General features: G+C 53.4%; 23 protein-coding genes. 4 read left to right on the top strand and 19 right to left on the bottom strand.

What is annotated here, in order from left to right; genetic code table 11:
• Positions 1–16 precede the first annotated feature (16 nt).
• Complete coding sequence (locus ACOCF6_RS17685; RefSeq protein WP_482461648.1) at positions 17–481, top strand: hypothetical protein; 465 nt, start codon at positions 17–19, stop codon at positions 479–481.
• Positions 482–544: 63 nt separating this feature from the next.
• Here the strand turns inward: ACOCF6_RS17685 and ACOCF6_RS17680 are convergent, their stop codons facing one another.
• From ACOCF6_RS17680 to ACOCF6_RS17670, 3 genes are all read right to left on the bottom strand, one after another.
• Positions 545–2,149 (bottom strand): thiolase family protein, encoded by a 1,605-nt coding sequence (locus ACOCF6_RS17680; RefSeq protein ID WP_482461647.1) that lies wholly within the window; start codon positions 2,147–2,149, stop codon positions 545–547.
• An 80-nt stretch (positions 2,150–2,229) separates the two neighbouring features.
• Positions 2,230–3,096, bottom strand: coding sequence for an NAD(P)-dependent oxidoreductase (locus tag ACOCF6_RS17675; RefSeq protein WP_482461646.1), 867 nt, complete (start codon positions 3,094–3,096; stop codon positions 2,230–2,232).
• 118 nt (positions 3,097–3,214) lie between these two features.
• Positions 3,215–3,871, bottom strand: a complete 657-nt coding sequence (locus tag ACOCF6_RS17670) for an endonuclease III domain-containing protein (RefSeq protein ID WP_482461645.1) — start codon at positions 3,869–3,871, stop codon at positions 3,215–3,217.
• Positions 3,872–3,949: 78 nt separating this feature from the next.
• Here ACOCF6_RS17670 and ACOCF6_RS17665 point away from each other — a divergent pair, with 78 nt between their 5' ends.
• Positions 3,950–4,837, top strand: a complete 888-nt coding sequence (locus tag ACOCF6_RS17665; protein WP_482461644.1) for a PHP domain-containing protein — start codon at positions 3,950–3,952, stop codon at positions 4,835–4,837.
• On the opposite strand, the gene ACOCF6_RS17660 is transcribed toward ACOCF6_RS17665, so the two are convergent.
• The gene (locus ACOCF6_RS17660) at positions 4,819–5,646 is read right to left on the bottom strand and encodes a cytidylate kinase family protein (protein WP_482461643.1); all 828 of its coding nucleotides are present in this window, start codon (positions 5,644–5,646) and stop codon (positions 4,819–4,821) included. The two genes, ACOCF6_RS17665 and ACOCF6_RS17660, sit on opposite strands and share 19 nt — an antisense overlap.
• 265 nt (positions 5,647–5,911) lie before the next feature.
• Here ACOCF6_RS17660 and ACOCF6_RS17655 point away from each other — a divergent pair, with 265 nt between their 5' ends.
• Complete coding sequence (locus ACOCF6_RS17655) at positions 5,912–6,349, top strand: methyltransferase family protein (protein WP_482461642.1); 438 nt, start codon at positions 5,912–5,914, stop codon at positions 6,347–6,349.
• A gap of 52 nt (positions 6,350–6,401) precedes the next feature.
• On the opposite strand, the gene ACOCF6_RS17650 is transcribed toward ACOCF6_RS17655, so the two are convergent.
• The 7 genes from ACOCF6_RS17650 to nadC form a co-directional block, all read right to left on the bottom strand.
• Positions 6,402–7,286 carry a GTP-binding protein gene (locus tag ACOCF6_RS17650; protein ID WP_482461641.1) on the bottom strand — a complete coding sequence of 295 codons (885 nt, stop codon included), beginning with the start codon at positions 7,284–7,286 and terminating at the stop codon, positions 6,402–6,404.
• Between the two features lie 59 nt (positions 7,287–7,345).
• On the bottom strand, positions 7,346–8,299 hold the full coding sequence (locus tag ACOCF6_RS17645) for a hypothetical protein (protein WP_482461640.1): 954 nt from the start codon (positions 8,297–8,299) through the stop codon (positions 7,346–7,348).
• A 111-nt stretch (positions 8,300–8,410) separates the two neighbouring features.
• Entirely contained in the window at positions 8,411–9,526 is a 1,116-nt protein-coding gene (locus tag ACOCF6_RS17640) for an SPOR domain-containing protein (protein ID WP_482461639.1), read from the bottom strand.
• 36 nt (positions 9,527–9,562) lie between these two features.
• Positions 9,563–11,641, bottom strand: a complete 2,079-nt coding sequence (gene fusA / locus ACOCF6_RS17635) for an elongation factor G (protein ID WP_482461638.1) — start codon at positions 11,639–11,641, stop codon at positions 9,563–9,565.
• Between the two features lie 145 nt (positions 11,642–11,786).
• Positions 11,787–12,551, bottom strand: coding sequence for a type III pantothenate kinase (locus ACOCF6_RS17630; protein WP_482461637.1), 765 nt, complete (start codon positions 12,549–12,551; stop codon positions 11,787–11,789).
• A 1-nt stretch (position 12,552) separates the two neighbouring features.
• Positions 12,553–13,533 (bottom strand): biotin--[acetyl-CoA-carboxylase] ligase, encoded by a 981-nt coding sequence (locus ACOCF6_RS17625; RefSeq protein WP_482461636.1) that lies wholly within the window; start codon positions 13,531–13,533, stop codon positions 12,553–12,555.
• A 3-nt stretch (positions 13,534–13,536) separates the two neighbouring features.
• A complete protein-coding gene (nadC, locus tag ACOCF6_RS17620; RefSeq protein WP_482463395.1) occupies positions 13,537–14,361 on the bottom strand; it encodes a carboxylating nicotinate-nucleotide diphosphorylase in 825 nt (274 codons plus the stop codon).
• Positions 14,362–14,544: 183 nt separating this feature from the next.
• On the opposite strand from nadC, the gene ACOCF6_RS17615 reads away from it, so the two are divergent.
• The gene (locus ACOCF6_RS17615; protein ID WP_482461635.1) at positions 14,545–15,579 is read left to right on the top strand and encodes a cytochrome c3 family protein; all 1,035 of its coding nucleotides are present in this window, start codon (positions 14,545–14,547) and stop codon (positions 15,577–15,579) included.
• A 92-nt stretch (positions 15,580–15,671) separates the two neighbouring features.
• On the opposite strand, the gene ACOCF6_RS17610 is transcribed toward ACOCF6_RS17615, so the two are convergent.
• The 8 genes from ACOCF6_RS17610 to ACOCF6_RS17575 form a co-directional block, all read right to left on the bottom strand.
• Positions 15,672–16,592, bottom strand: coding sequence for a diguanylate cyclase (locus tag ACOCF6_RS17610; RefSeq protein ID WP_482461634.1), 921 nt, complete (start codon positions 16,590–16,592; stop codon positions 15,672–15,674).
• Position 16,593: 1 nt separating this feature from the next.
• Positions 16,594–17,436 (bottom strand): HDOD domain-containing protein, encoded by an 843-nt coding sequence (locus tag ACOCF6_RS17605; RefSeq protein ID WP_482461633.1) that lies wholly within the window; start codon positions 17,434–17,436, stop codon positions 16,594–16,596.
• On the bottom strand, positions 17,420–17,755 hold the full coding sequence (locus ACOCF6_RS17600) for a hypothetical protein (protein WP_482461632.1): 336 nt from the start codon (positions 17,753–17,755) through the stop codon (positions 17,420–17,422). Before ACOCF6_RS17600 ends, ACOCF6_RS17605 begins: the two co-directional genes overlap by 17 nt.
• 136 nt (positions 17,756–17,891) lie before the next feature.
• On the bottom strand, positions 17,892–19,442 hold the full coding sequence (locus tag ACOCF6_RS17595) for a 4Fe-4S binding protein (protein ID WP_482461631.1): 1,551 nt from the start codon (positions 19,440–19,442) through the stop codon (positions 17,892–17,894).
• A gap of 4 nt (positions 19,443–19,446) precedes the next feature.
• On the bottom strand, positions 19,447–20,331 hold the full coding sequence (locus tag ACOCF6_RS17590) for a DUF362 domain-containing protein (protein WP_482461630.1): 885 nt from the start codon (positions 20,329–20,331) through the stop codon (positions 19,447–19,449).
• A gap of 136 nt (positions 20,332–20,467) precedes the next feature.
• The gene (locus tag ACOCF6_RS17585) at positions 20,468–22,732 is read right to left on the bottom strand and encodes a M6 family metalloprotease domain-containing protein (protein WP_482461629.1); all 2,265 of its coding nucleotides are present in this window, start codon (positions 22,730–22,732) and stop codon (positions 20,468–20,470) included.
• 19 nt (positions 22,733–22,751) lie between these two features.
• Positions 22,752–23,678, bottom strand: a complete 927-nt coding sequence (locus tag ACOCF6_RS17580) for an ROK family protein (RefSeq protein WP_482461628.1) — start codon at positions 23,676–23,678, stop codon at positions 22,752–22,754.
• Positions 23,678–24,160, bottom strand: a complete 483-nt coding sequence (locus tag ACOCF6_RS17575; protein ID WP_482461627.1) for an HIT family protein — start codon at positions 24,158–24,160, stop codon at positions 23,678–23,680. Before ACOCF6_RS17575 ends, ACOCF6_RS17580 begins: the two co-directional genes overlap by 1 nt.
• Positions 24,161–24,261 lie beyond the last annotated feature (101 nt).

Here is a 24,261-nt window from a genome sequence, read left to right as displayed (position 1 = left end):
CAAAGGAGAACTGACAATGAAGAAACTGGTACTCGCAATCGCAGCAATCCTGGCCCTGGCCGCACCGGCGGCCTTCGCCGCCGACCACACGGGCCACGACATGCACGCCGGCCACGCCGACATGAGCGGTGTTGCCCATGAAGAGGTGGTGGACGGCATCAAGGCCACCTTCACCATCCAGACCATGGCGGATGCCATGAAGGCCATGGGCATGGATATGCCCAAAGGGGTCAAGGAAACCCATCACATTTCTCTGGCGCTCAAGGATGTTAAAAGCGGCAAGGCCCTGACTGAGGGCGAAGCTACCGTCAAGATGCAGGGACCGGACAAGAAAGAACAGACCAGGGAGCTTATGGGCATGCACGGACACTTCGGTGCAGATTTTGAGATGGCCAAAAAGGGGAAATACGGTGTGATGTGCAAGTTCAAGCCGAAAGACGGCAAGGTGCGCCAGGCGAAATTCTGGTACACGGTGAAATAGAGTTTACATTCCCTTCGACTCCGCTCAGCGTACATCTCCGTTCCCTGAGCGGAGTCGAAGGGCCTATCCTTTGCCGGTCAATTTCTTCCAGCCGGTACCGGCCAACTCCACCAGACCGTTGATCGTGCGGGTGTAGAACTTGCGCACCGGCATGCGATTGACCATGATGGCGCCGTCGACACGTTCTATCGTTACCGGATCACCACCGTTGAACACCGCAATCTGGGGATAATGTTCGCCATCAATGCCGAACAAAAAGCGATAACGGGCACCTTCAAATCGACAGGAGATAATAAGGATGACCGCTTCAGGTTTGCCGCTGCGGTAGTTGAAGCGGGCAGTCGACGTTACAAAAGCGCCTGCAACCGGCCCGCCTGACGTCAGCAGAGCATCAATAGTAACTCCTTTGGGCTTAAGCCTCCCCAGTGACGGCAATCCCCACGGCTTAAAGGGCTCATGCCGGCGGGATTGAAAGTGCCCGCTCTGCTCAAGCAGTACGACCACATTGTTGTTGATCGGCCCGCCGATGGAATGGGACAGTCCGGCGGCAAAACCGCGTTCACGTATCAGGCGGTGGTTTTCCACAATCTGCACCATGCCGGTCGCCCCCAGGGGATGGCCACGACCTTTCAGCCCGCCGGTCAGGTTGGTAGGGAACGCGCCGTTCGGCCCGGTCAGGTCATCATCGAACAGTGCATCCATCAGGCGGTTGCGACCCACAATCCCCAGGTCCACCATATTGATCGGGCCGAAGCCGTTAAAGGGATCATGCATATTGACGTGCAGCCTGCCGGCAAAGGAGCGGATATCCTTGATTCCGGCCATGCCGTAGGTGTAGCCGGCAGCAATAACCGTGGCCGGAAAGGAATGGAAATAGTTGCGGTCGGCGATGGTCGGGATATCCGTGGCGCTTCCCACTCCGCTGACCAGCACATCCTGCGGTTTTGACGTCAGGATGACCGCTGCCATGCCGTCGGACATGGGACAGAAATCATGGTAGCGCAAGGGGTCCCAGTAGCGGTAATTCTTGTTGCTGGCGATCTGCCGGTAATAGTCCGCCACTTCAAGGGCATGGTTATTATGGGCATCCGGATTCTGCGCGGCAAAGCGCTGACTGCGCTGAGTCAGCAGGGCCGAATAGGCGGTCCACTCCTCATCGCTGAGACCGAGCCGTTCCTTGAGTGCCCGCGCCACCAGGGCGCCGCAGGCCGGCATGGTCAGGCCGAATTCCGATTCGTCACGATCGATCACCCCGGCGATAATCCGGGTCGAATCCAGTGTCGAGGCGTCACTCATCTTCTGGATGCCGATGGCCAGCACGTAGTCGTAGCGCCCCGAAGCCACTTCAAGGTAGGCATTCTCGAAAGCCGAGGCACCCGAAGACGAAGCGGTATCGATCAGCACCGACTTGGCCCCGGAAATGCCCAGGATGCCGGCAATCTTGGCTGCGGTATTATCCACCCCGGAAAAGGCTGAGGGGTTCTGGCTGCCGACTACAACCGCCTCAATATCGCGACGCCGCACAGGACCACCGGCAAACACCTCGCCACAGCGCTCGGCCATCTCCAGAAAGGAAAGGTTTTCCTTATCCTTGCCATTATAGCGCCCTACTGGTGCCATCCATGATGCGGCGACATAGACCTGACGGGGACAGAACTGAGTGCTCATTGCATACTCCTTGACAAAAAAAGGCGTCCAACCTGCCGGACGCCTCAATCTGTATCAGATGCGAAGAATGTTACACCAACCTACTTGCGCAACACCTTGATGACTGCCGAGAAATCCTCTTCGCCCCACCCCGCCTCGACACCTTGTTCGTAAACCTTTGCAGCCGCTTCGGCTGCAGGAAGATGAAGCCCCATCAAGCGGGCTGCGCTCATGACCATGTGAAGCTGTTCATGAACATACTTGAGTGCCAGGCTGCGGGTAAAGTCGTTGCGTGCCATAGCGCGCCCCTTCAAGTGGAACAGCGGCGAAGCCACCCCGCGGGTATCGAGCACCTCCAGAATCTTATCAGCGTCGAAGCCCATTTTTTCCCCGAATACGATGCCTTCTGCAAGTACCTGCACCAACTCGGCCTGCACCATGTTAACGATGAACTTCATCTTGGTGGCATCACCGATCTTGCCTACGTGAATCGTGTTGAGGCCAAAGAAAGAGAACGGCTCTCGGCATTTGCCTGCCAGTGACGTGTCACCGCCGATGATAATCGTCAACAGTCCGTTAGCGGCATGGTCCTTACTCCCCCATACCGGCGCATCCAGGTACAGCACCTTTTTCTTGTCCGATTCGTCAGACATCCTCAAGGTGGTTTCCAGCGAGTGTGATCCCATGTCAGCCAGTATTGTACCGGGATCGATTCCTGCCAGAATCCCCTTATCTCCGAAAAACAGGCCGCCCAACTCATCTCCTTCAGGGACAATGGCGATCACCAGATCACGCCCTTTGGCAGCCTCTGCAGCTGAAGACGCAGCCATGGCACCCAGTGCGACCACCTCGGCAACGGCCGCCTGATTACTGTCAAAAATCGTCAATTCATAATTACCCTTGGTCAGGTTGGCGGCCATATGCTTCCCTACGGTACCCAACCCGATAAAACCGATCTTTCGCAACATATCTGCAGCCTCCTGAAATAGGATATAATTTATAATTAAATTCAGCGCAATATTACATGGTATTTATGCCGCTGGCAACACCCTAGTTCAAAAAATAACACTTTTTTAAATCAGCAGATCAGCGCGACGAAGCGACGCCCCGCCTGTCACACATTCCTGCAAGACGGCAGCTGGAGCAGTACGGAGATACCGGGAGGCAATGGTTCTGGCCAAAAGCCACCAGCAGGTCGTTGATCTCAATCCAATACTCGGCCGGCAGCTTTTTTCGCAGGACAGACTCCGTCTCGTCAGGCGATTTGGTAGCAACATAACCCCAGCGGTTGCATATACGGTGAACATGGGTATCCACACAGATTCCCGGCTTACCGAAACCAAGTGTTACGACCAGATTGGCGGTCTTACGTCCTACCCCTTTGAATTTCAGCAATTCATCGATGTCATCCGGAACAATTCCGCCATAGTCTTTCTCCAGCCTGTGAGAGATATCAGCGATCTGGGCAGCCTTGTTGCGGTAAAATCCGGCCGGGTAAATCAGACGGGCAATATCTTCAACCGGCAGTCTCATCATCTCAGCAGGTGTTCCGGCTTTTTCAAAGAGTCTGCCCGAAGCCAGAGCAGTGACCTCATCTTTGGTCCGCAGCGAGATGATACAGGATACCAGCACCTTGAACGGGCTGTGATCACACTGGGCAACGATCGTGACTGCGGGTGTCTTCCATGAGCGGTATTCCTCCCGCAGAATGGCAATGACTCTATGAATATTATCTGAATTCATTCTGGAAATACTACCCCAACACAGATAGTCACACAAGACCGGTTTTACTTTTCATCATATTGACGCTATGATGACTCCATGAAAAACGACAACCGTAATTTTATCGACCTCCACATCCATTCCAATTATTCAGATGGAGCCTTTACACCTCAAGAATTGGTTCTTCAAGCATCTAAAGCTGAACTCGTGGCAATTGCCATAGCTGATCATGATTCGGTGGCGGGTGTGAGCGAGGGCATTTCAGCCGGTATGCTCTGCAACATTGATGTCATTCCTGCGGTAGAGCTCTCGGTTCAGTTCAAATCATGGCAGGACGTGCATCTGTTAGGCTACGGCATTGATGTGACTGACTGCAAGTTTCTTGAAAAACTGAATGGATTTCGTGAGCGGCGGGAACATCGCAACATTGATATCCTGGAGCGGGTCAATGTCATGCTTGTTGAAGAGAATCGTGAAGCCATCGAACTTTCCCAGGTGCTGGACTTCGCGCGGGACGCCATCGGCCGCCCACACATCGCCCGCGCCCTGCTGGAACGAGGCTACGCATGTTCCGTCGAAGATGCCTTCCGGCGCTACCTGGTCCCCTGCAATGTTCCCAAATGCTATTGGCCGATCGATGATGCCATCAAGGAGATCAGGCGAATCGGGGGGGTTGCCGTCCTGGCCCACCCGACCACCGTCAGCACCGATCGCCAGGAATTACGTGATATTATCTTTGAAATGTCGGATATGGGGCTTGATGGCATTGAGGTGTTCAATAACATGGCCAGAGAGGACGAAATGGAGTTTCTACGACGTCTAGCGGATGATGCGGGACTTCTGGTGACCGCAGGATCAGATTTTCACGGAATCGAAGAAGGGCTGGAAATGGGAAAGGGGCGAGGCGGCATCGGCTTTAGCGACGCCCTCCTCGCCCCCCTCAGGAAACGCATGTCTGAACGGCAACGTCAGCTTTTGTCTTTGTAGGCCTTGTAATTAACGACCTGAATATCCTCGGTAACCGTCTTTACCCCTTTGATCGAGCTGACGATTTTGAGTGCTGTTTTCTTTTCTTCTTCAGAGGCGATATAGCCGCTTACGGCAACATCCCCCTTCTCTGCCTCGATAGTGAAGGGACGGTAATCCAGATCAACAGCATTCAGCAAGGCTGTTTCTATCTTTTTCATCAGAATGGTATTGTCGATCAGCTCCACAGCTCCCTTCTCTGCATCCTTAAGACCGGGATCCTTTACGCAGGAGACAATACTTTCCACGATCGACTCTTCGGACAGGCGCGACGTGTTGAAGGTCATATCATAGCCTAACGGGTCGTTCCAGTCGCGATCAAAATAGAAGTGAATAAACCCGCCCCGCTGATGATCACTTCGGCGAATCATGGATCGCGCCAAATCCGGATCAATCCATTCCCGTTCTGCAAAGCGCTCGGCGCGCTCCTCGAAATCGGCAGTAAAGCGCAGCCTGAGAACATTTCTGCAGCCCTTCAACAGGTCCTGGCCACCACGGCCATACAGGATGACGTTCCCTTTGCGGGCGAAATCCAGCAGGATCAGTTCAACGGTATTAAGCGCCGCGGCACGTTTACGGTCCTCAGCAGTAATATAGGAGGGCGGCTTTTCGTCCACCATTTGAAGCATATCTGGTGCGAGTCCGTATTTTTGCGCACTGGCACCGATACGTTCGCCATCGACCAGTGTGTACTTGAGCTTTCGAGCAAGTTCTTCGGCGATATGATAAGCACCCGTACCCATTTCCCGCGAAATAGTAATAACTGCCATGTACACTCCTCTCTACGTTCTAATCGCTGTCGCGCTATATATCATGTTGTGATTGTGTTAACAAGAAGGTAATGCTACTTTTCTCCCCATATTCTTTTTCAAGGAGTCAATTCTGCCTGATTACCTGGTTTTCACCGTACGTTTTGCCTGTTTCGCCGTTGTACATTCCCTGTTCGCTGCGAACCGGGTAAAACTGATTGTTAGCCGGATTGCAGCCAGCGCGCCCCACTATTACCGGCTATGCTACAATCTGGCGTCGTGCGCCATGCTTGTCTGGGTCATGGCGGCCTTCCATACATCCCCGGTGCTTTATTTCGCACCCGGAATCTGGAGTCTGGTTATGTACGCGGCACAGCTCCTTGCAGCCGGTATCATATTCCGGTGCATACGTCAGACCGGTGCAGGTGATTTCCTCGGCACCAGCCAGATTCACTCAACCGACACACAACCTCACAGGCTGGTCACCAACGGATGCTATGCCCATATGCGCCATCCACTTTATTTCTACTCACTCGTTTTTCTGATTTTGAATCCTGTAATGACGGTCCAATGGCTCCTGCTGACACTCTATTCCCTGGTATATTTCATCATAGGTGGGTTGATCGAGGAGCGCCGGCTTGTAGAATCATTTGGAGAAGAATACAGGGGGTACCAGCAACGCGTACCCTTTATAATCCCTGCTTCACGTAACTACAAGCAGTGATTTGACGGCGATATTCATTTTTCTGTTACGTGATGTACAATTTGTGCAGGGACTACACCGGATCAAGTGCAATCGACACTACCAGCCTGCACATTGAACCGGCGTGAGCAAACTCCAGCGGAACCCTGATGATGCCATCTTTGCAGGTAGCACCTTCCACAGCCATCACCACCTGTAGCCGATTGTCACCTGTTTCATGCTCCACTTTTGTTAACACGGTATTTTCTTCAATCACCTGAAGCGATCCGTTGACCGGTTCATCTGTTTTCATGCCAGGGGAGTAAACCGCTGCAGACACCTCTACGCCATCCCCATCCACCGGCGGCATCTCACCTTCTCCAAGCCGCAATGCATCGTCGTTCCCAATCCGTGTCATAATCTCGCGGGAAAGCAGCGAAAGTGACTCCAGCACGCCCTCACCGCTAGAGGTATCAGACAAACAGACCTGAATATTCGGCAGATCAAGCGCAGCAGCCATACCTGCGGCAGACATGTCACGACTGCTACTGCCCTTGTTAAGCTGAAGGACACTGGGGATGTCATTCACCCCCACCCCATACGCGGCCAGAAAGCCCCGTAACACAGAGATGCAATCGAGTTCCGCGTTTGCAGATTCCGGAGCGGCGTCTGCGACTATCACCAGCCCGTCTGCCCCTTTGAGTGTCATTTTCCAGGCAGCAGGATTGGCGACCTTTCCCGGCAGGGTATACACATGAAAGCGAATGCGATAATCCCCAAACATCGGTTTTTCAAATGGGCTGAAATCAAAAAAGAACAACGAATCGCCACTGCCTGACGGTGATTTCAGATCTCCCCGCAATGAGGGCTTGATTCTGTCGTAGATATACTGCAGAGAGTTGCGTTTGCCGACCCCCTCGCGGCCATAGTATACAATTTTGGCGTTAATCTCACGCTTGGCGTGGTTAATGAGTGCCATCTATGCTCCAAGTCCAGAAAAATTGGATACGTGCAGAAAACATTTTTTTGTTTGCAAATCTAGCGTTTTTTGGCAAGAAGCAGTCGTTTGGCCTGCGTAGAAAGTACCGAAGATATATTTTTGCTTTTTGCATAACTCGCAATGTCCTTCTCATTCAATGACGCCAGGTAGCGCAGGGAGTTGGGAAGCGGTGTTTTAGGGCAGTCGATCAATGCCTTGCGAATCATGTAATTCTTGGTCCACTCCTTGTTGGCACAGATCAAACGGATGATTTCATCATTCTGGACACCGACCTTCAGGATCGTCAGGATCTCGCCATCCGTTATGCGCGGATTTTTGATAACACTGCCCGAGACAAGCTTGTTGGAGTCCTTGATGAGGATCGAACGCCATTCCTTATCACCGGACAGAGCCATCTTGATCTTCTCGCTAATCCCCATAATCATGGCGACTTTGTACTTGCTGAGATATTGCTCATCATCTTCATCAATAGCTGCGGGCTCTTCCGCGAGCGCTTCCTCGGGTTCATCAACTGACGCGTCAGTCGCATCATCAGCCAGGTCATCCAATTGATCTGCCGGGCTCTGGGCAACAGGCTCCCGGTCACTTTCCGCTACCGGTGCGATCACAGGCAGCGCGGAAGAGGAAAGTTCCCCCTTCTGCAAAAAAGCCCTGGCAGGTCCGGACAAAAACTCGTTACCCAGCAGCGCTTGTGCAACCCAGGGCCTGGCATGATGAATCCTGGCAATTGCATCCAGGACGGAAGGATGGGCTTCGGAAGAATTCACATACTGCAGAATGACATCTTCTGGCAGTCCGGCAAACAAATGGCCGGCTGCCCGTTTGACATCAACATCCGCATCCTTCATCAAACAGTAGATAAGAGTCACCCGGTCGAACGGTCCCAGAGACGAAGCCGTTTCGAGCCCTGACTGTTTCTGGTCGACTGACACACCGGGCCTGACAAAAGCTGCAACTGCCGAAGATATTTTAAACCTGATTGGATCAGCCATACATCTCGATTAGGAGCCGTGACGAAAAACGGAGGGGATCCAGTTTATTTCGTTACGGCTCCTTATGCCGTTCTTGTTAAAGTAATGTAGCAGGTTGTTCAATCCAGCGGCTTAGCGTGTCAGCGTTGCCTTGACGCCCGCTGCCCGCAGTTTTTTCAGGACATCCTCAGCCGCTTTCTTGTCGGTAAAGGAACCGGCGGTCAAATTTTTCGATGGAATTGCTACATCGGCACGCTTCAGGGTCAGAGTATACCCGGACGCAGAAAGCCGTTCCCGCTCGGAAGAGGCCCGTGCATCGAGCAGGTATGAACCGGCATACACACTATGCATTCCTGGGCTGTCCAGAATAAAAGCGTCGGATGTAAAGCGTTTCAATTTATCCAGTTCAATCTGGGCGGATGCACGATCAGTATACTGCGCCAGCAACAGTCGATTCATATGGGTTTTTTTCTGGCCGCCCTGGACAACATAGGCTTCAAGACCGGCCGACCTGACCCGGGCTAAATCAGTCGCCAAGGCTTCTTCCAGCACATAATTCCCCACCAGAACCGTCCAGCGGCCAGAAACGGCCGCATCACCCGCAACAACAGGCTCTTTCCTGGCTGTCTTCGCAACCTCTTTTTTAGGCTGAGGCGGAATAACAGCTGCTGTGCCGGATTTTTCGACAACTTTTTTCGCATCTGCGGTTTTTTTGTCGACATTTTTTGGCGGAAGCGGCTTCTTCTCGGCAACATCCTGCTTCTTCTCGGCTACCGCCGGCTGTTTTTTCTCTACCGGAGTCGACTTCTTCTCCCCGGCTTTGCCAGCGACCGGCATAGGTTTCATTACAGCAGGCTGAGGCGTCTCGCTTTTTTTCACGACATCAGCGGGCTTGGCAACCGTTTTTGCCGCAGGCTTGGCTGCGGCAACCGGTGCCGGTTCGGCCTTGACCGGCTCTGGCTTCGCAGGTAGTGCGGCTTCCTTTTTCTCCGCGCTATTGCCTGCGTCAGCCTTGAGCGGTTCGCCATCCGAAGACGGCAAGGGTTTCTTGACAACCTGCGATACCAGGGGCACCTCTGCGACCTTCTGCTCCTGTGTCGGCTTGATCAGCCCGGTAAAAAAATAGATATAACCAAAACCTGCCACCAGAATCAGCAGAACAACCAGCAGTACATTCTGTTTTCCCTTTTCTTCAGTCACACCCCGTTGGGGGCCGCCCTCCGAATCCTTGTTGAACTTGATATCCATTGATATGCCTCCTTAAATTAGACCGTCACGATATTCCTATTTGCCAGCCTGAGCCTCGGCAATAACTTTCTGGGATAAATGGGAAGGTAGTTCTTCGTAATGGGAAAACTCCGTACTGAAAAGGCCACGATCGCTGGTCATTGATTTGAGGTCATTGGAATATGCCAGCACCTCTGACATCGGCACGACCGCCCGGATGATCTGGGAATTGGCTTTCGGTTCTACCCCCACAACCTTGCCCCGGCGTGAGTTAAGGTCACCGATGACATCTCCCATGTTCTCATCCGGCACCGTTACCTTCAAATTCACAATGGGCTCCAGCAGGACCGGTTTGCAGATCTCCATGGCCTTTTTGAAGGCCATGGAACCGGCAACCTTGAAGGCCATCTCCGAAGAATCAACCGTATGGAATGAACCGTCATAGAGCGCTACCCTGAAATCAACCACCGGATAACCGGCCAGATAACCTTCGAGGGATGCCTCGTAGATCCCCTTGTCTACGGCCGGAATATACTGGCGCGGTATGACGCCTCCTACGATCTTATCGTCAAATACGTAACCTTCTCCGCGACCGGTCGGCCCCATCTCAATCCAGCAGTCGCCGTACTGGCCGCGTCCTCCGGATTGCTTCTTGTATTTGCCCTGTACCTTGGCCGTACCCCGAATCGTCTCAAGATAGGGCACTTTCGGCGTTTTCAGGACGACCTCGACACCGAATTTGCGTTTGAGCTTTTCAACAATGACTTCCAGATGCACCTGCCCCATTCCGGAGATGATAAATTCCTTGGTCTTGTCATCACGATGCGACTCAAGAGTGGGCTCCTCCTCGATCATACGGTGCAACGCACTGTGAATCTTGTCTTCATCGGCCTTGGTTTTGGGCTCAATGGCATAGGAAATGACCGGAAGCAGCTGCTTGGCCGGCTCATAGACAATCGGCTTGGCAGCATCACAGAGTGTATCGCCGGTAACGGTTTCTTTCAACTTGGCGACGGCGACAATATCACCGGCAACCGCCTGTTTGATGGGATGCTGTTTCTTGCCTTCCAGTTCATAGATCTGGCCAATACGTTCTTCAATCCCTTTAGTGGAGTTGAAAATCGTGGAATCCGAGTTAAGCACACCTGAGTAGACCCGGAAAATGGTGATCTTGCCGGTGTAGGGGTCTGACGTGGTCTTGAACACCAGTGCGGAAAAGGGCTCCTTTTCATCGGGGGCCCGTTCGATGACTTCACCGCTTTTAGGGTGAGTACCGACCGCCTTGGTACGATCCAGCGGCGACGGCAGATAGGCACAGACGGCATCCAGCAGCTGTTTCACTCCGATATTGGCAGTGGCGGAACCGCACAGAACAGCGGTGAAGGTATTGCGCATGGTCCCGACCCGCAGGCCGTCCAGGATCTCCTCCTCGCTGAGTTCGCCCGCTTCCAGGTACTTTTCGGTCAGTGCATCGTAGGCCTCTGCCACAACTTCGATCATCTGTTCGCGCAATCTGCCCGCCTCATCGACATACTCAGCCGGCACGGGCCCCTCGGTAAAGCTGCCGGAACCATCCTTGGCATAAAAACAGGCCTTCATGGTGATCAGATCGATCACCCCCTGAAAATCAGCTTCGCTGCCGATCGGCATCTGGACGGCCACACCACGGGCCCCTAAAGCCTTTTCCATATCATCGATCGCCCGAAAAAAACTGGCCCTTTCACGATCAAGTTTGTTAACGAAGGCGATGCGGGGTATCTCGAATTCGTTGGCCCAGTTCCAGATCTCCTCGGTCTGGGCCTTGACACCCGAGATTGCAGACAGGATCACCACGGCACAGTCAAGGGTCCTCATGCAGGCGCGGGTATCGGCAATGAAATTTCCGTACCCGGGAGTATCCACTATGTGGATGGAGTGTCCATCCCATTCGCAGTGGTCAAGGGCTGAAGTGATTGAGATTTTGCGTTTGATTTCCTCAGGCTCGAAGTCCATGGTCGATGAACCATCATCCACCCGCCCCAGACGGTCGATCATACCGGTATCAAAGAGGATCGCTTCAGCCAGCGAGGTTTTTCCGGCGCCACCATGTGCAACAATGCCAAGATTGCGGATCTTGCCCGTGTCAAACTGTCCCATCTTTTCTCCTCCTTGAGTTGAATGATATGAACAATCGAATCAGGAGCCGTTGCGAATGAACGGTCACACTCCCGGTTGTTTCGTTACGGCTTCCTTATGTCGTTCGTGCCAGGTTCTCATGCAACAATTTTGGTATTCCGGCGGTTTACCTGTTGCGTTCGTATAATATCCGTAACCCATCAAGGGTAAGGAAGACATCCACCTCTTCGATCGTGCGGGATTCGGGTGCGATCAGGTTTGCCAGTCCACCGGTGGCGATAACCCTGGGGGAATCCTTGCTCTCCAGCTTGATCCGGCTGACGATCTCGTCCACCAGGCCGACGTAGCCAAAAAAGATACCGGCCTGCATGGAATTGACCGTGTTCTTGGCAATGATTTGAGGTGGTTTGACAATGTCGATGCGCGGCAACTTGCTCGCCCGCTGGAACAGGGCATCAGCCGATATTGCCAACCCGGGGGCAATGGCTCCGCCGCAATACTCACCCCCTGCATTAATATAATCAAACGTTGTGGCGGTGCCGAAATCGACAATCACCAGGGCACAGCGGTGTTTTTCATACCCCGCAACGGCATTGACAATCCGGTCGGCACCCACCTCGAGCGGATTGTCATACTGGATCGGCATGCCGGTTTTGATACCCGGGCCGACCACATAGGGGGTGTGATGAAAAAAATCACGGACAATGGCTTCCATCACCCCGGTCAATGGCGGTACCACTGATGAGATGATAGCGGCCTTGACCGAAGCAAAGCCTAGGCCTGCCTGATCGAAGAGACTGTGCAGCAGAACCGCATACTCATCCGAAGTGCGTGACTTGTCGGTTGACAGTCGCCAGTTGCGAACAAGCTCAAGACCGTTATATACCCCCAGTACAATATTGCTGTTGCCGACATCGATTACCAGAAGCATGTCAGATCACCCTCACATCGCCACTTAAAATACGCTCCACCCTGCCATCCGCTAGCCGGACCAGCATGGCGCCGTCGCCATCGATACCAACGAACATGCCCCGCATGGTTTCGGCGCCGCCATCACTCACACTGACCTCACGACCATTGGCGTTACAGCGCTGTTGCCACTCTTCCCGAACCGGCCCAAAGCCGTACAGAAGAAAATCACCATACAGACGATCCAGCTCATGCAGCATGGTTGCTGCAAACTGCGCCCTGTTGACCGGCCGCCCCAGTTCCAGCTGCAGTGAGGTCGCCGGGGTGCGCAGGTCGGAGGGAAACTGTGTTGCAGACATATTCAGATTAACTCCGACACCGAGGATAACAAAGTTGATACAATCGGTTTCGGCGCTCATTTCATTGAGCAGTCCGGCCACCTTGCAGCCGCGTATCAGCACGTCGTTGGGCCACTTGATCTCCGGTTTCAGGGCAGTAGTCAGCTCGATGGACCGGGCTACAGCAACAGCAGAAAGAAAGGTCAGTTGCGGGGCCTGATACGGCTTCACGGTCGGCCGGAGAATCACCGAACAGTACAGATTTATACCCGGCGGCGATGACCAGACCCGACCCATGCGCCCCTTGCCCCCGCACTGTGCATCAGCAATGATCACCGTTCCTTCGTCAGCACCATCCTCTGCCAGTCGGAAGGCATCAGCATTGGTGGATGACGTCTCGTGAAGACAGACCAGCCGGCGACCGATGACCGCTGTATGCAATCTTTCCCGCAACTCTTCTTCACTGAGAATATTCGGCGTTGAGGCCAGGTGGTAACCACGCGACGGGATCGCCTCAATCACGTACCCGGCCGTGCGAAGGGCATTGATATGTTTCCATACTGCGGTGCGCGACACCTGCAGTTCACGACTGATCAAGGCACCTGAAACATAGTTGTTACCCGCCTCGCGAAACAGACGCAGTATGGTGGCGGCAGCAATCGACACCGCTTAATCCAGCAGCATGGAGATGTCCATGGCGCGGGGAGAGTGGGTCAAGGCACCGATCGAAATAATATCAACGCCGGTCTCTGCTATGGCCCGCACCGTATCCAGGTTGACACCGCCCGAAGCCTCCACCAGGGCCCGTCCGGCGATCTGCTTTACACAGTCCCGCATGGTGTCGCAGTCCATATTGTCCAGCATGATGATGTCAGCCCCGGCGGTAAGCGCTTCTCCAACCTGTTCCGCTGTCTCGGTCTCAATTTCTATTTTGAGCGTATGAGGGATATAGGCGCGGGCGCGTCTGATCGCCTCGGCAATTCCGCCGGCGGCCACGATGTGGTTTTCCTTGATGAGCACACCGTCATAGAGACCGGTGCGATGGTTGATGCCGCCACCAACCCGAACGGCATATTTTTCAAGCTCACGCAGTCCCGGGGTGGTCTTGCGGGTATCCACAATCCGGGCCTTTGTGCCGTTGACCGCCTCGACATAGCGGGATGTAAGCGTGGCAATACCGCACATACGCTGCAGCAGGTTAAGCGCCACCCGCTCGGCCATGAGCAGGTCGGAGGCATTGCCCTCAACCATTGCGATGATATCGCCCCTGTCGGCAGCAGATCCCTCAACCTGGCAGGCTGTGAAGCGAACAGCGGGGTTGAGACGCAAAAACACCCGTTCAGCGACAAACAGCCCGGCCAGAACCAGCGGTTCCTTGGCTATCAGGCGGGCCGAGGCTGGACGCTTGTCCGGGACAACCGCCTGCGTGGTAATGTCTCCGGTATGGATGTCTTCCAGCAGTGCCTGTTCAATCAATCGGTCGAGAGAAAGCATCATAGTTCCGCCTCTGCGTAAAATGTGACCATCTATAGCACAGGTCATGGCAGTGTATCAACCGCAAAACCGCTGTTTCAGGCCGCTCATCCCCTGCGCTAATTTACAATTGACGATGAACTGGTCAGTCTGTATAGTAACCGGCTTGAAAATGTAATTTTATTACGCTAGAGGAGTGGTACCATGCAGAAACATCTATCCATGCTGTTAGCCTGTGCGATTATAGTGTTCAGCGCAGTCTACGCCGGTGCTGCAGAAACAAAGGACATCAGATTCCCTTTCAAAAACGCCGAACCGGTTGTCTTCAGCCACACCGTGCACCTGAAGAAATACAACAATAATTGTAAAATCTGCCACGACGCTATCTATAATCTCAGAAACCGCAAGCACTTTACCATGGCCGAAATGGAAACAACCAAGTCCTGCGGCGCCTGCCATAGCGGGGTAAAAGCATTCAGCGTGTCGTCCGAGAAGGATTGCACCAGATGCCACAAGGGCAAGCCGCGTGATATAACCTATAAAATCAAGGGTCTTGGAGATGCCACCTTCAGCCACGCCGTTCATATTGCCAAAACCGGTGGTGCCTGCCGAAGCTGCCATAACGGGAAGGTCATCACCGGCAAGGAAAAGACGGTAACCATGTCCGAGATGGAACGGGGCAAAACCTGCGGCGCCTGTCACAACGGCAAAAAGGCCTTTGCAGTGTCCGCCAATTGCGACCGCTGCCACAAGGGCATGAAACCGAAAGACATTGTCTTCAACCTCAAGGGGTTCACCCCCGCCACCTTCAGCCACACTATTCATACGGCCGCTTATTCATGCAAGGAGTGCCATACAAAAACATTCCCCTACAAAACGGTTGTCGGAAAAGCCACTATGGACGACATGGCCAAGGGTAAATCCTGCGGCACGTGCCACAATGGCAAGGACGTCTTTGCTTCAACCGGCGACTGCGCCAAATGTCACAAGGGCATGAAACCCGGCACACTCAGCTATATGGTTCCAAAACCGGCCGGCCAGGCCACGTTCAGTCACGAATTCCACCTGCAATCATACAAATGTGCCGATTGTCATACCAAGATATTCCCCTACCGGGTTGGAGCGACCAAAGCAACCATGGCAGACATGGAAAAGGGCAAAGCCTGCGGAGTTTGTCACGGCAAAGGGAAAGATGCTTTCGATGTTGATGACTGCATCAAATGCCATAAGATGATGTAACGTCCCACTTACCGCATGGACATACATAAAAAAGGCGTACACCCGAAACGGTGTGCGCCTTTTTTTACTATAAACAGCTTCCCTCTGACGCTCTACGACTTGCGATGATCAACTACATAGCGACTGCCGTGTGAGCCCTTGGCAAGTTTTTTCAGTTCGGCGGCCACCTCAGCCACCTTGGCATGATGCAGGATCTTGGGGGAATTCATCAGCACCACGCCAATCGACACCGAAATCAGGGGAATATGTTCCCGCTCCCCTTTGCGGTTGCACCCTTCATAATAGCCGCGCAGTTTGGTCTCTTGATCAAAAAGATCAAGCACGATCTGGTCGAAATAATCAATAATGGTCTTACAAACCCCCTCCGCCTTTTCAATCGGCAGGATGCAGACAAAATCGTCTCCTCCGATATGACCGCAGAAACCACCCCCCGAATCCCGCACAGCGTTGAACATGATTCGAGAGAGCATCCGCAGGACCTCGTCGCCATGGGAAAAACCGTACACATCGTTGTAGGGTTTGAAGTGGTTGATATCCACATAACAGACCGCCAGATCCTTGCCCATGGCATCTTCGATGGTACGATGAATGGATGTGTTACCAGGCAGTCGCGTCAGGGGATTGTTGTCGAAAATGCGCTTAAGACGTGAAAGAGACAGAGATATACGGCAGAACAGCTCATTGAAGTCAAGCGGGAGATGAACAAAATCATCAAGGAGACAGTCATGCAAATTGAAGGCATCACAATCTATCGGCCCCATCAGGCCAAGGATGGGAATGGCACTGAAAAAACTGTCGTTTCGCAGGGTTTTGATCAGATTTGTGCAGAGTTCGTCCGAAGTAGTAAGGTCGATAATCAGAAGATCAGGAGGGTCGGAATAGAAGGCGCCCAGGACACCGGAGATACAGGACAGACTGGCGGCCTGATACCCCTTGCTCTGCAAGCGCAGCTGGATGTGAAAGGCAAGTTGCTGGTCCGTGGATACAAGAGATATCCGGACAGGCTGTGGCATGCTAGTTTTGCAGCTCGAGACTGAAATTCTTCACTTCTACCAGTTTGTCCTCGATCTCTTCGACAATCTCGGCCAGGAGCTGCTCGTTGAGCTTGAGGGTTTCCCAGGCGATCTTCTGAATCATCGGAACGTAGGTATCACCGCTATTCCCAAACCCGCTGGCCTTGATAAGGACATCAGCGATATGGACAACAGAGGTCTTGATACGGTGGTTCCCCGACTGAGCCACATCATGATGGCAGGCAATCGGCTCGCTCAGCTTGTCCGGCAGAAACCAGCTCTTCGCCAGCCAGGCACCGATTTCAGCATGATCGGTATCAAGCACCTGCCGTTCTGCTTCCCGCGTATAGATATCCTGTTCGCGAATGGTACGGCGGATTGCAACCTCGGCCTCGCTGCACTTCAGACTGATAATGACTTTACCGATGTCATGAAGCAACGCTGCAGTGGCAATTTCTTCACATTCCGGCAGGGCCAGTTTACGGGCGATCAGGTTGGCGGCAACGCCGACCCCCAATGAATGTTCCCAGAGGCCGACACTGTTCTTCTCCATGATTTCGAATATAGAGGACGAGAGCGCCAGGCTTTTCACCACGTTAACGCCCAACAGAATCATGGCATTTGATATGGTGGAAACGCGGTAAAAGCCGTAGGAGGGGGAATTGGCCAATCGAAGAATACGAGCGGACAACACCTGATCGGATGAGACGATTTTGGCCATCTCCTGAACCGAAGATTTTTCATTCTCCGACAGGGAGTTAAGCTTATTGATGACACCGGGCAACGTGGGCAGCGTCTTGGTGTCCATAATAATCTTTTTCAGTTCATTACGCTTCTCGTCCACTGTCATCTCCCATAGACTTGATCAGGTAAGCCTTGTAAATTTCATGAAGTTTGGCAGTCAAGGGGTCATCAGCAACCTTCACAAAGCGTTTTTCCAGATCACAAAGTACATCGTCAAGCGAGCGATCACCGTCTTCCCAGACAGGATGCCCCTCAACATAGACCGACTGGATATCAAGGTGATCAAGCCTGGCAATCAACGCATCCGTCAACACAGTACCCTTGCCACAGATCGGCATTCCAGCTGGGCTGTCTCCTCGGAAGACTTCGCGGGCAAGCACCATGTCGGCAGCTGCAAGCATTAACGGTATCTTTTGCATATTGAACGTCCCGTTTGATAAATTAATCACTGAGTGCCAATTGAGTGCAGACAGTAATAAAGATATGTGTTTAAGTCAATGAAAGTTTGCTTTCCCGGAATACATAATCAGGCACGTGACACATCAATTTTAACCATCAGGGATAGCCACTGGAAGTATGTATCTCCTGCCCGACTGATTGCGGGCGGATGGGCGCCCGGTTCTTTACGGCAAACACCTCAATGCCCGCCTTCGTTTCCAGTGGACAGACATTCTCGCAAATACCGCAGCCGTTGCAGATTTCCTCCATCACATAGGGTTCCTTGACCGTCCTGAGTAGTCCGTCCAATCCGATAATCTGCACGTCGCGGGAGCGGATGGCCTTCTCGGGAATCGGGCAATGTTCTTCACAGACAATGCAGTCGATCTTGCGGGCAAACGGCAGGCAATGATTTTTGTCGAAGACCGCCTTGCCGATTACTTCGCACCGCTTGGACTCCACCGGCAGTGAAGGAATTGCCCCGGTCGGGCAGACCTGGCCGCACAAGGTGCAATTGTACTCACAATATCCCAGTCGGGGAATGACCAGCGGCGTATACATGCCGGCAAGACCGGCCTGGTATGCCGCAGGGTACAAAGCACTTTTCAGGCAGACCTTCATGCATTCCCCACAGCGAACACATTTCTTCAGAAATTCATCCTCATCACGCACCCCGGGTGGACGCAGCAGGCGCAGCTCCTTTTCCGGCGATCGGAAACGCGCCGGCACAGCCAGCAGCAGTCCGCCGGCCATGCTGCCCAACAGCAGACGGCGCGCCGGCAGAAATGGACCCCCGCCCTTCAGCTTCAGCGACGGACGGAATGATATCCGGTCATGAGGGCACCCCTGCCGGCACTCCATACAGAGGATACACTCCTCCTTGAGCAGAGCATCTCCGTCAAAACCGGTCGGACAAAAATCACGACATTGTCCGCAATCTCCGCAAATAACCTCAGGAATACGGCTGAACAGTGAAAAGCGTGCCAGCCAGCCCAGCAGTGTGCCGAGCGGGCAGAGGTTCCGGCACCAATTGCGCGTCTCAAAACGCTCCAGTGCGATCACCCCCAGCAGCATGGCAGCTGACAGGAACGCCAGCGGGTAGATCGTATCGCGAAACGGCAGAAGATTGTCACGGATCAGGTTATACGCCGGCGCCAGGATATCACGCCGCTCACCGATCAGGTGATACAACTCCACCCAGCCTTCCCTGGCCGCCAGTCCCAGCAGAGGATAAAACAAAAATGTCAGACCGCGCAGCAGAATGGCAATCGGGTCCAGCAAACCAATCAGGTTGAGATTGAACAACGAAGCCGACAACAACGGCAACAGCAGCCAGTACTTGGTATTCCCCTTGAGCACCCTGATTGGAGCCGTCTTGCGGATTCTTGATGTCAGCAGGTCGAGGATCGTGCCCAACGGGCAGATCCAACCACAAAAAAAACGCCCCAGAAGCAGCGTGGCCACGACCATCATCACTGCCGGCAGCAGCAGCCAGGTCCATGCCTTTGCGGCCAGCAGATAACTGACCAGCACCAGCGGATCAACCCTGAAAAAGGTATTAACGGCAGCATTGATTTCATCACGACCACGGTATTCCGTCTGAATGAACAGGATCAGAAACAGGGTCAGAAAGATCAACTGACAGATGCGCGCCGGTGAAGATTTCACGTTTCTACACTCTCACAATCTTGATCCTGTCCAGGTTCATTTCTCCCAGGCCGCGTTTATAGGCAGCAACCGTCACCGGGATATCGGACGGCTTCATGCCGAACAGTGTGGTTGCAAATGCATCGGCAGCGACCGTGTCGGTTGAGGCAATTACCTTGTTAAGCACCTTCACATCTGCAATATTTCCGCCTTGGGGGCCATGGGCCGTCAGGATGCGGGTGGCATCGATAATCGTAAGATGGGTCTTTACATGCGAGTTGACATCTGCCAGGGCTGCATCCAGGTTGCGGTGGATGTACCCCCGGTTGCCTCCCATGATACCCATGACATTCTTCAGCCCCAGCGTCAGCTTGGAGAGCCCGTGGTGTTTGGCGATCGGCACGTTGATGTAGACATTGGCTGAGAGCGCCTCGTCATACAACTCCCACTCTTTCAGGAACTGGCCGTTGAGGGCGACCTTCCTGAAACGTTCCGGCTCGATCTGCTTGCACTCTACGTTCTTCATCCCCTTGAGAGCCCCCTCGATGCCGCTGTTCACATAACAGCGCCGCGCATCATTGCAGGTATAGTCAAACACCTTGACCTTTTTGGCACCAGCGGCCAGACACTCCTCCACCACCGCCCTGACTACCTGGGGGTGGGTATTGGCAGCCAGATCAGCGGATCGGTCCCAGCCCATGTTGGGCTTGACCACCACGACATCACCCGGCTTAACGAAACGCTTTATGCCACCCAGAGCGTTGATGGCTTTGCGTGTAATGGAAGGATAATCCGTGCCTTCAGCCACCGCCACCTGCGGTTTTTCCTTTGCCGCCAGCGCTTCCCTGACCAACGTGGGTGACAACAGCGCGGCAACTCCCGCGGCCTTCAAAAATGATCGCCTATCCATATGGCCCTCTCTGCGCAACGTTTTGGATTATTTTTATCGTATTGTACGCCACTGCTGCCTTTTTTCAAGCACTCAAAAGCCCCGCCAGTCGAAAGACCTGCGGGGCTTTTGAGTGCTGCGCGTGATTTCAATTCAGTTATGGCGATCTCACAACCACATTCTTTAACCTGGTCATTCCGGCCGACAGGGTTACCTTACTCAGGATTGCGGGCAGTCCATCATCATCAGAAAAGGCGTCATTATAACCACCATTAATGGTAATCGAACCGTTGACATTTGCAGGGGAGACCGCAAGTTCACCGACCTTGGCTTCGGCCAGGATCTTGATCTTTTTTTCAAGCACATCAGCATCATACGCAACTTGCAGCAGTTGGTATCCCGTTGCATAGGCATCATCAATAAAAACTATACCCGGAGTCACACTGATGGATTCATCTGAAGCCGGACCCGTACCAACAGCATTTGTCGCTCTGATGAAAAAACTGTAGGATCGGCCATTGACAAGACCAGAGACAGTAATTGGCACCGTGTCACCCGAAACTGAATGTCCGCTGTTTGACGCAACTGTATAGCTGATGATCTGACTGCCGCCATCGTAATCAGGCTGTTGAAAATATATGTTTGCCTGTGCATTGCCGGCCGCAACGGATGTGATCTCAGGAACTCCGGGGGCGGATGGCGGAAGCAGGAGAAAGGCCGACATGATGCTGCTCTGAGCAGATATGCCCGTCAGGCTGAAATTAGTCGCTGAACCACTGTAATAATTGGAGCTGGGTGAACTGGCAGGTGTCAAACTGGAGTTGTTCGCGGCATAATAGAGCGTGGTGGCATTGCCACTGCAGGTTGAACCGTTCGACAGCATATTGCAGGTTTCGGTGCTGGCCTGCAGGGGAACAACCCCCTGATGCCCCCCTGAAAAGGCGTTGTTGGCTGTAGAGCTGTTGATATTGTTGCTCGGGTATGAGCCAGCGGCGTTGTCGACATGTAAAATAAGAAGGCCGCCTTGCCACTCCGCTCCGAGCCAACGCTTCAGCCCTCTGTCCCAGTTCTCCGGCTGACGATTTTCGACAAGAAAATACTCCGTCATACTCAACGTTGGAACGATCAGCTTGTAGGCCGAGTTGTTTGCAGCCAGCGAAGGTCCAATACTGATCGCACCGGAAGTTACGGGTACAAGCGGTGATGACCAGCCAAGGAATTCACGGGACCAGACGTCGAGCGACACAGGAGTCGTTCCGCTATACAGGTCGGCAGAATCCCTTCCCCAACTGCCGCTGGCCATCAGTGAAAACGCACCCATGGCCTGGTTGCCGGTAGCTGTATGTTTTTCAGGGTTGTAGGTAAAAGAAACATCGTAAAGGTCGGGCAGTCCGCACAGTGCATGTCCGAGTTCGTGGGCAATAACGCCCATCGGATGCTGCACGCTGGAATTATTCAGTTCTCCGCTGAGAGCCCATTGCGTAACGGTCTTTGTCCCGGCAGTAATCGCCCCCCCCCAGGCATGGGCCCAGATGTTGGGTTCCAGAGTTGTTCCGGATCTCTCGTAACCGGCATAGATATAGTAAATGCTTAACTCTGATGGTGCCAATATTCCATTGTTATTGGTGTCGAAACTGGCAAAGTCCACATATAAGGCCGCTTGCGCAAGCGCATGATTCAGGATGTTTGTTTCGGTCGTATAGTTGTAGGATTTTCCTGAATTGGGATGCGTGTCAGCGATAGCAACACTCACAATGCCTGCGGGATTACCGGTCTGCGAGTGCGGCGCAGGAGAAAAGGTCATAAGCCCGAAAGAATTGTCATTAAAATACCGGGCAACAGACGCAGCGCCCCCATCAAATACGGTTGTGTACCAGTCGGCAGCAGATGTCTGCATGGCCCTGTCTGCAAAACTTATAAGCACAATCAGCGCGTTTTTAGATCCGGACACCGGTACGGGCACCCAGTCTCCCGGAGCAGCCTCTGCTGTGGCACTATCAGAGGACATCGAAGATGCAGGAGCAGTCATCAGTGAACTCTTCAAACGTTCCTGATAGACGTCGTTGAGCATGTGCTGCTGACGTCGCTCAAGCTCGTTGTCCCGTGGTGGTTTGAGTCCCTTTGGTAGCGATGAAGGCGCCCTGAGTCCCTTGGATAACACACGCATACCGCTTGGCCTGAGAGTGCCATCTTTGTTCTGTTCTGCGTACTCCCAGTATCTCGTCGCTTTGTTCAGGAGGATTGTGTGTCCGCTCACTTCGGATTCGGTCCAGTTCTGGAATTCGTCTCCACGAATTCTAGCTCTGACAGAGCTTCCGTCGGGCTGCTTGATATCAATGGGGTCGGGCGAAGCAGGACCGGCGTAAAGCGTGGCTGCGGTGGCTAGCATATAGATACAGATGAACAGCAACTTCTTACGCACGGTTATTTCCTTGTGACGGTCAAATGGTATCCACTGCCAGGGACGCGCCCCCCAGCAAGCCGGCATCATCCCCTAACTGGGCCTTTTTTATTACAAGACCATCAGACATCAGCGAAAAACAACGCTGTTGAAGATTCTGATGCAGGGCCAGCTGCAGAAGCTCAAAGCTGGATCCAACACCGCCACCAATGATTACAGCCTGAATGTTGAGCATATTAGTCAGGGATGCAAGAGCGATACCCAGCCAGTAGCCGAGCTGGTCAAAAGCTGACTGCGCAACAGCATCACCTTGGCATGCAAGCCAGGCAACCTTTTCAGCCGTCAATACATCAGCTGCTTGTCCGGACATCCTTTCATGAGCAAATCGAACCAGTGCCCCGGCTGAGACATACTGCTCCAGACAGCCCCGGTTCCCGCAAGGGCACGGTATCCCTTCCGGATCAACCGTTATATGACCGAATTCCGCCGCAAACCCTCCACAGCCGGTCCAGAGCTTGCCATCAAGAATCAATCCGCTCCCCAATCCGGTGCCGATCGTAATCACCATACATGAGGAAAATCCCTGACCAGCGCCGAAACGCTGTTCACCCAACGCAACCATGTTGGCATCATTGCCGCAAACCACCGGCAGAGCTGATCGTGCTTCGACAAATCCTGCCAGATTGAAACCCTCCAGCGGCCTCATGTTGACTGAAGAATGAATCAGGCCGTGTTTAGCAATCAGCCCCGGAATACCTATCCCTATGGCCCCCACCTGTCTGCCGCGCACTAACGCCGCATCTTTCAGTTCCTCAATTTCCAATAGCAGGCGTCCACAAAAGGCTTCCCGCCCTTCTCCTATTTGGCTGAAACAGCGACGACGCTCGAAAATGGCCCCACTTCTGTCGACAAGAGCGCAGCGCATGTTAGTGCCGCCGATATCTATACCGATTAAAAGCTTATCCATCAATTTTCCACCGCAAGCGCCTGCGCCAACTGATCGAAGCAGGTCATGAGCCCCTCAGGGATCACCCGCACATCGCCGACAACGGTCATGAAATTCGAATCACCGTTCCAGCGCGGGACAATATGTATATGCAGGTGTTCCTCCACGCCCGCGCCGGCTGCCTTGCCCAGATTGATGCCGATATTGAAACCATCCGGCTTGGCAACCCGCTGCAGCAGAGACTTCCCTTTGCGAAGCAGGTGCATGAGATCCAGCAATTCCGTATCTCCGAGATCGTCCAGTCCGGCTGTATGCCGCAAAGGCGCCACCATCAGGTGGCCGCCTGTGTAAGGATAGCGATTGAGCATCATCAGGGATGCGTCGCTCCGGGCAAGTATCAGACGTTCGCGATCAGCGGTATCTGAAGGGCAGAATATACAGCCATGATCCGCTGTATTATTATTGATATATGACATCCGCCAAGGTGCCCAGATCCGCTCCATGCATGCCTCCTGTTCCAGTTAAATGTGGGCTTAAATTGTATCAGCAGATCCGAAAGAGGCAAGATATTAGTGCAGTAAACATAAAATAGAATGATTTTTTA

The sequence above is a fragment of the Geobacter psychrophilus genome (assembly GCF_056821595.1).
The sequence above is the reverse complement of the archived record's forward strand: the minus strand, read 5'-3'. Positions and strand labels throughout refer to the sequence as shown.

What these genes read in the sequence shown, in the direction of transcription:
- ACOCF6_RS17630 (WP_482461637.1), bottom strand. Translation starts at nt 12,551, where the DNA reads ATGCTTCTGGTAATCGATGTCGGCAACAGCAATATTGTACTGGGGGTA.
- ACOCF6_RS17615 (WP_482461635.1), top strand. Translation starts at nt 14,545, where the DNA reads ATGCAGAAACATCTATCCATGCTGTTAGCCTGTGCGATTATAGTGTTC.
- nadC (WP_482463395.1), bottom strand. Translation starts at nt 14,361, where the DNA reads ATGCTTTCTCTCGACCGATTGATTGAACAGGCACTGCTGGAAGACATC.
- ACOCF6_RS17640 (WP_482461639.1), bottom strand. Translation starts at nt 9,526, where the DNA reads ATGGATATCAAGTTCAACAAGGATTCGGAGGGCGGCCCCCAACGGGGT.
- ACOCF6_RS17610 (WP_482461634.1), bottom strand. Translation starts at nt 16,592, where the DNA reads ATGCCACAGCCTGTCCGGATATCTCTTGTATCCACGGACCAGCAACTT.
- ACOCF6_RS17660 (WP_482461643.1), bottom strand. Translation starts at nt 5,646, where the DNA reads ATGGCAGTTATTACTATTTCGCGGGAAATGGGTACGGGTGCTTATCAT.
- ACOCF6_RS17670 (WP_482461645.1), bottom strand. Translation starts at nt 3,871, where the DNA reads ATGAATTCAGATAATATTCATAGAGTCATTGCCATTCTGCGGGAGGAA.
- ACOCF6_RS17680 (WP_482461647.1), bottom strand. Translation starts at nt 2,149, where the DNA reads ATGAGCACTCAGTTCTGTCCCCGTCAGGTCTATGTCGCCGCATCATGG.
- ACOCF6_RS17600 (WP_482461632.1), bottom strand. Translation starts at nt 17,755, where the DNA reads ATGCAAAAGATACCGTTAATGCTTGCAGCTGCCGACATGGTGCTTGCC.
- ACOCF6_RS17590 (WP_482461630.1), bottom strand. Translation starts at nt 20,331, where the DNA reads ATGGATAGGCGATCATTTTTGAAGGCCGCGGGAGTTGCCGCGCTGTTG.
- ACOCF6_RS17655 (WP_482461642.1), top strand. Translation starts at nt 5,912, where the DNA reads ATGCTTGTCTGGGTCATGGCGGCCTTCCATACATCCCCGGTGCTTTAT.
- ACOCF6_RS17650 (WP_482461641.1), bottom strand. Translation starts at nt 7,286, where the DNA reads ATGGCACTCATTAACCACGCCAAGCGTGAGATTAACGCCAAAATTGTA.
- ACOCF6_RS17685 (WP_482461648.1), top strand. Translation starts at nt 17, where the DNA reads ATGAAGAAACTGGTACTCGCAATCGCAGCAATCCTGGCCCTGGCCGCA.
- ACOCF6_RS17675 (WP_482461646.1), bottom strand. Translation starts at nt 3,096, where the DNA reads ATGTTGCGAAAGATCGGTTTTATCGGGTTGGGTACCGTAGGGAAGCAT.
- fusA (WP_482461638.1), bottom strand. Translation starts at nt 11,641, where the DNA reads ATGGGACAGTTTGACACGGGCAAGATCCGCAATCTTGGCATTGTTGCA.
- ACOCF6_RS17665 (WP_482461644.1), top strand. Translation starts at nt 3,950, where the DNA reads ATGAAAAACGACAACCGTAATTTTATCGACCTCCACATCCATTCCAAT.
- ACOCF6_RS17645 (WP_482461640.1), bottom strand. Translation starts at nt 8,299, where the DNA reads ATGGCTGATCCAATCAGGTTTAAAATATCTTCGGCAGTTGCAGCTTTT.
- ACOCF6_RS17580 (WP_482461628.1), bottom strand. Translation starts at nt 23,678, where the DNA reads ATGGATAAGCTTTTAATCGGTATAGATATCGGCGGCACTAACATGCGC.
- ACOCF6_RS17575 (WP_482461627.1), bottom strand. Translation starts at nt 24,160, where the DNA reads ATGGAGCGGATCTGGGCACCTTGGCGGATGTCATATATCAATAATAAT.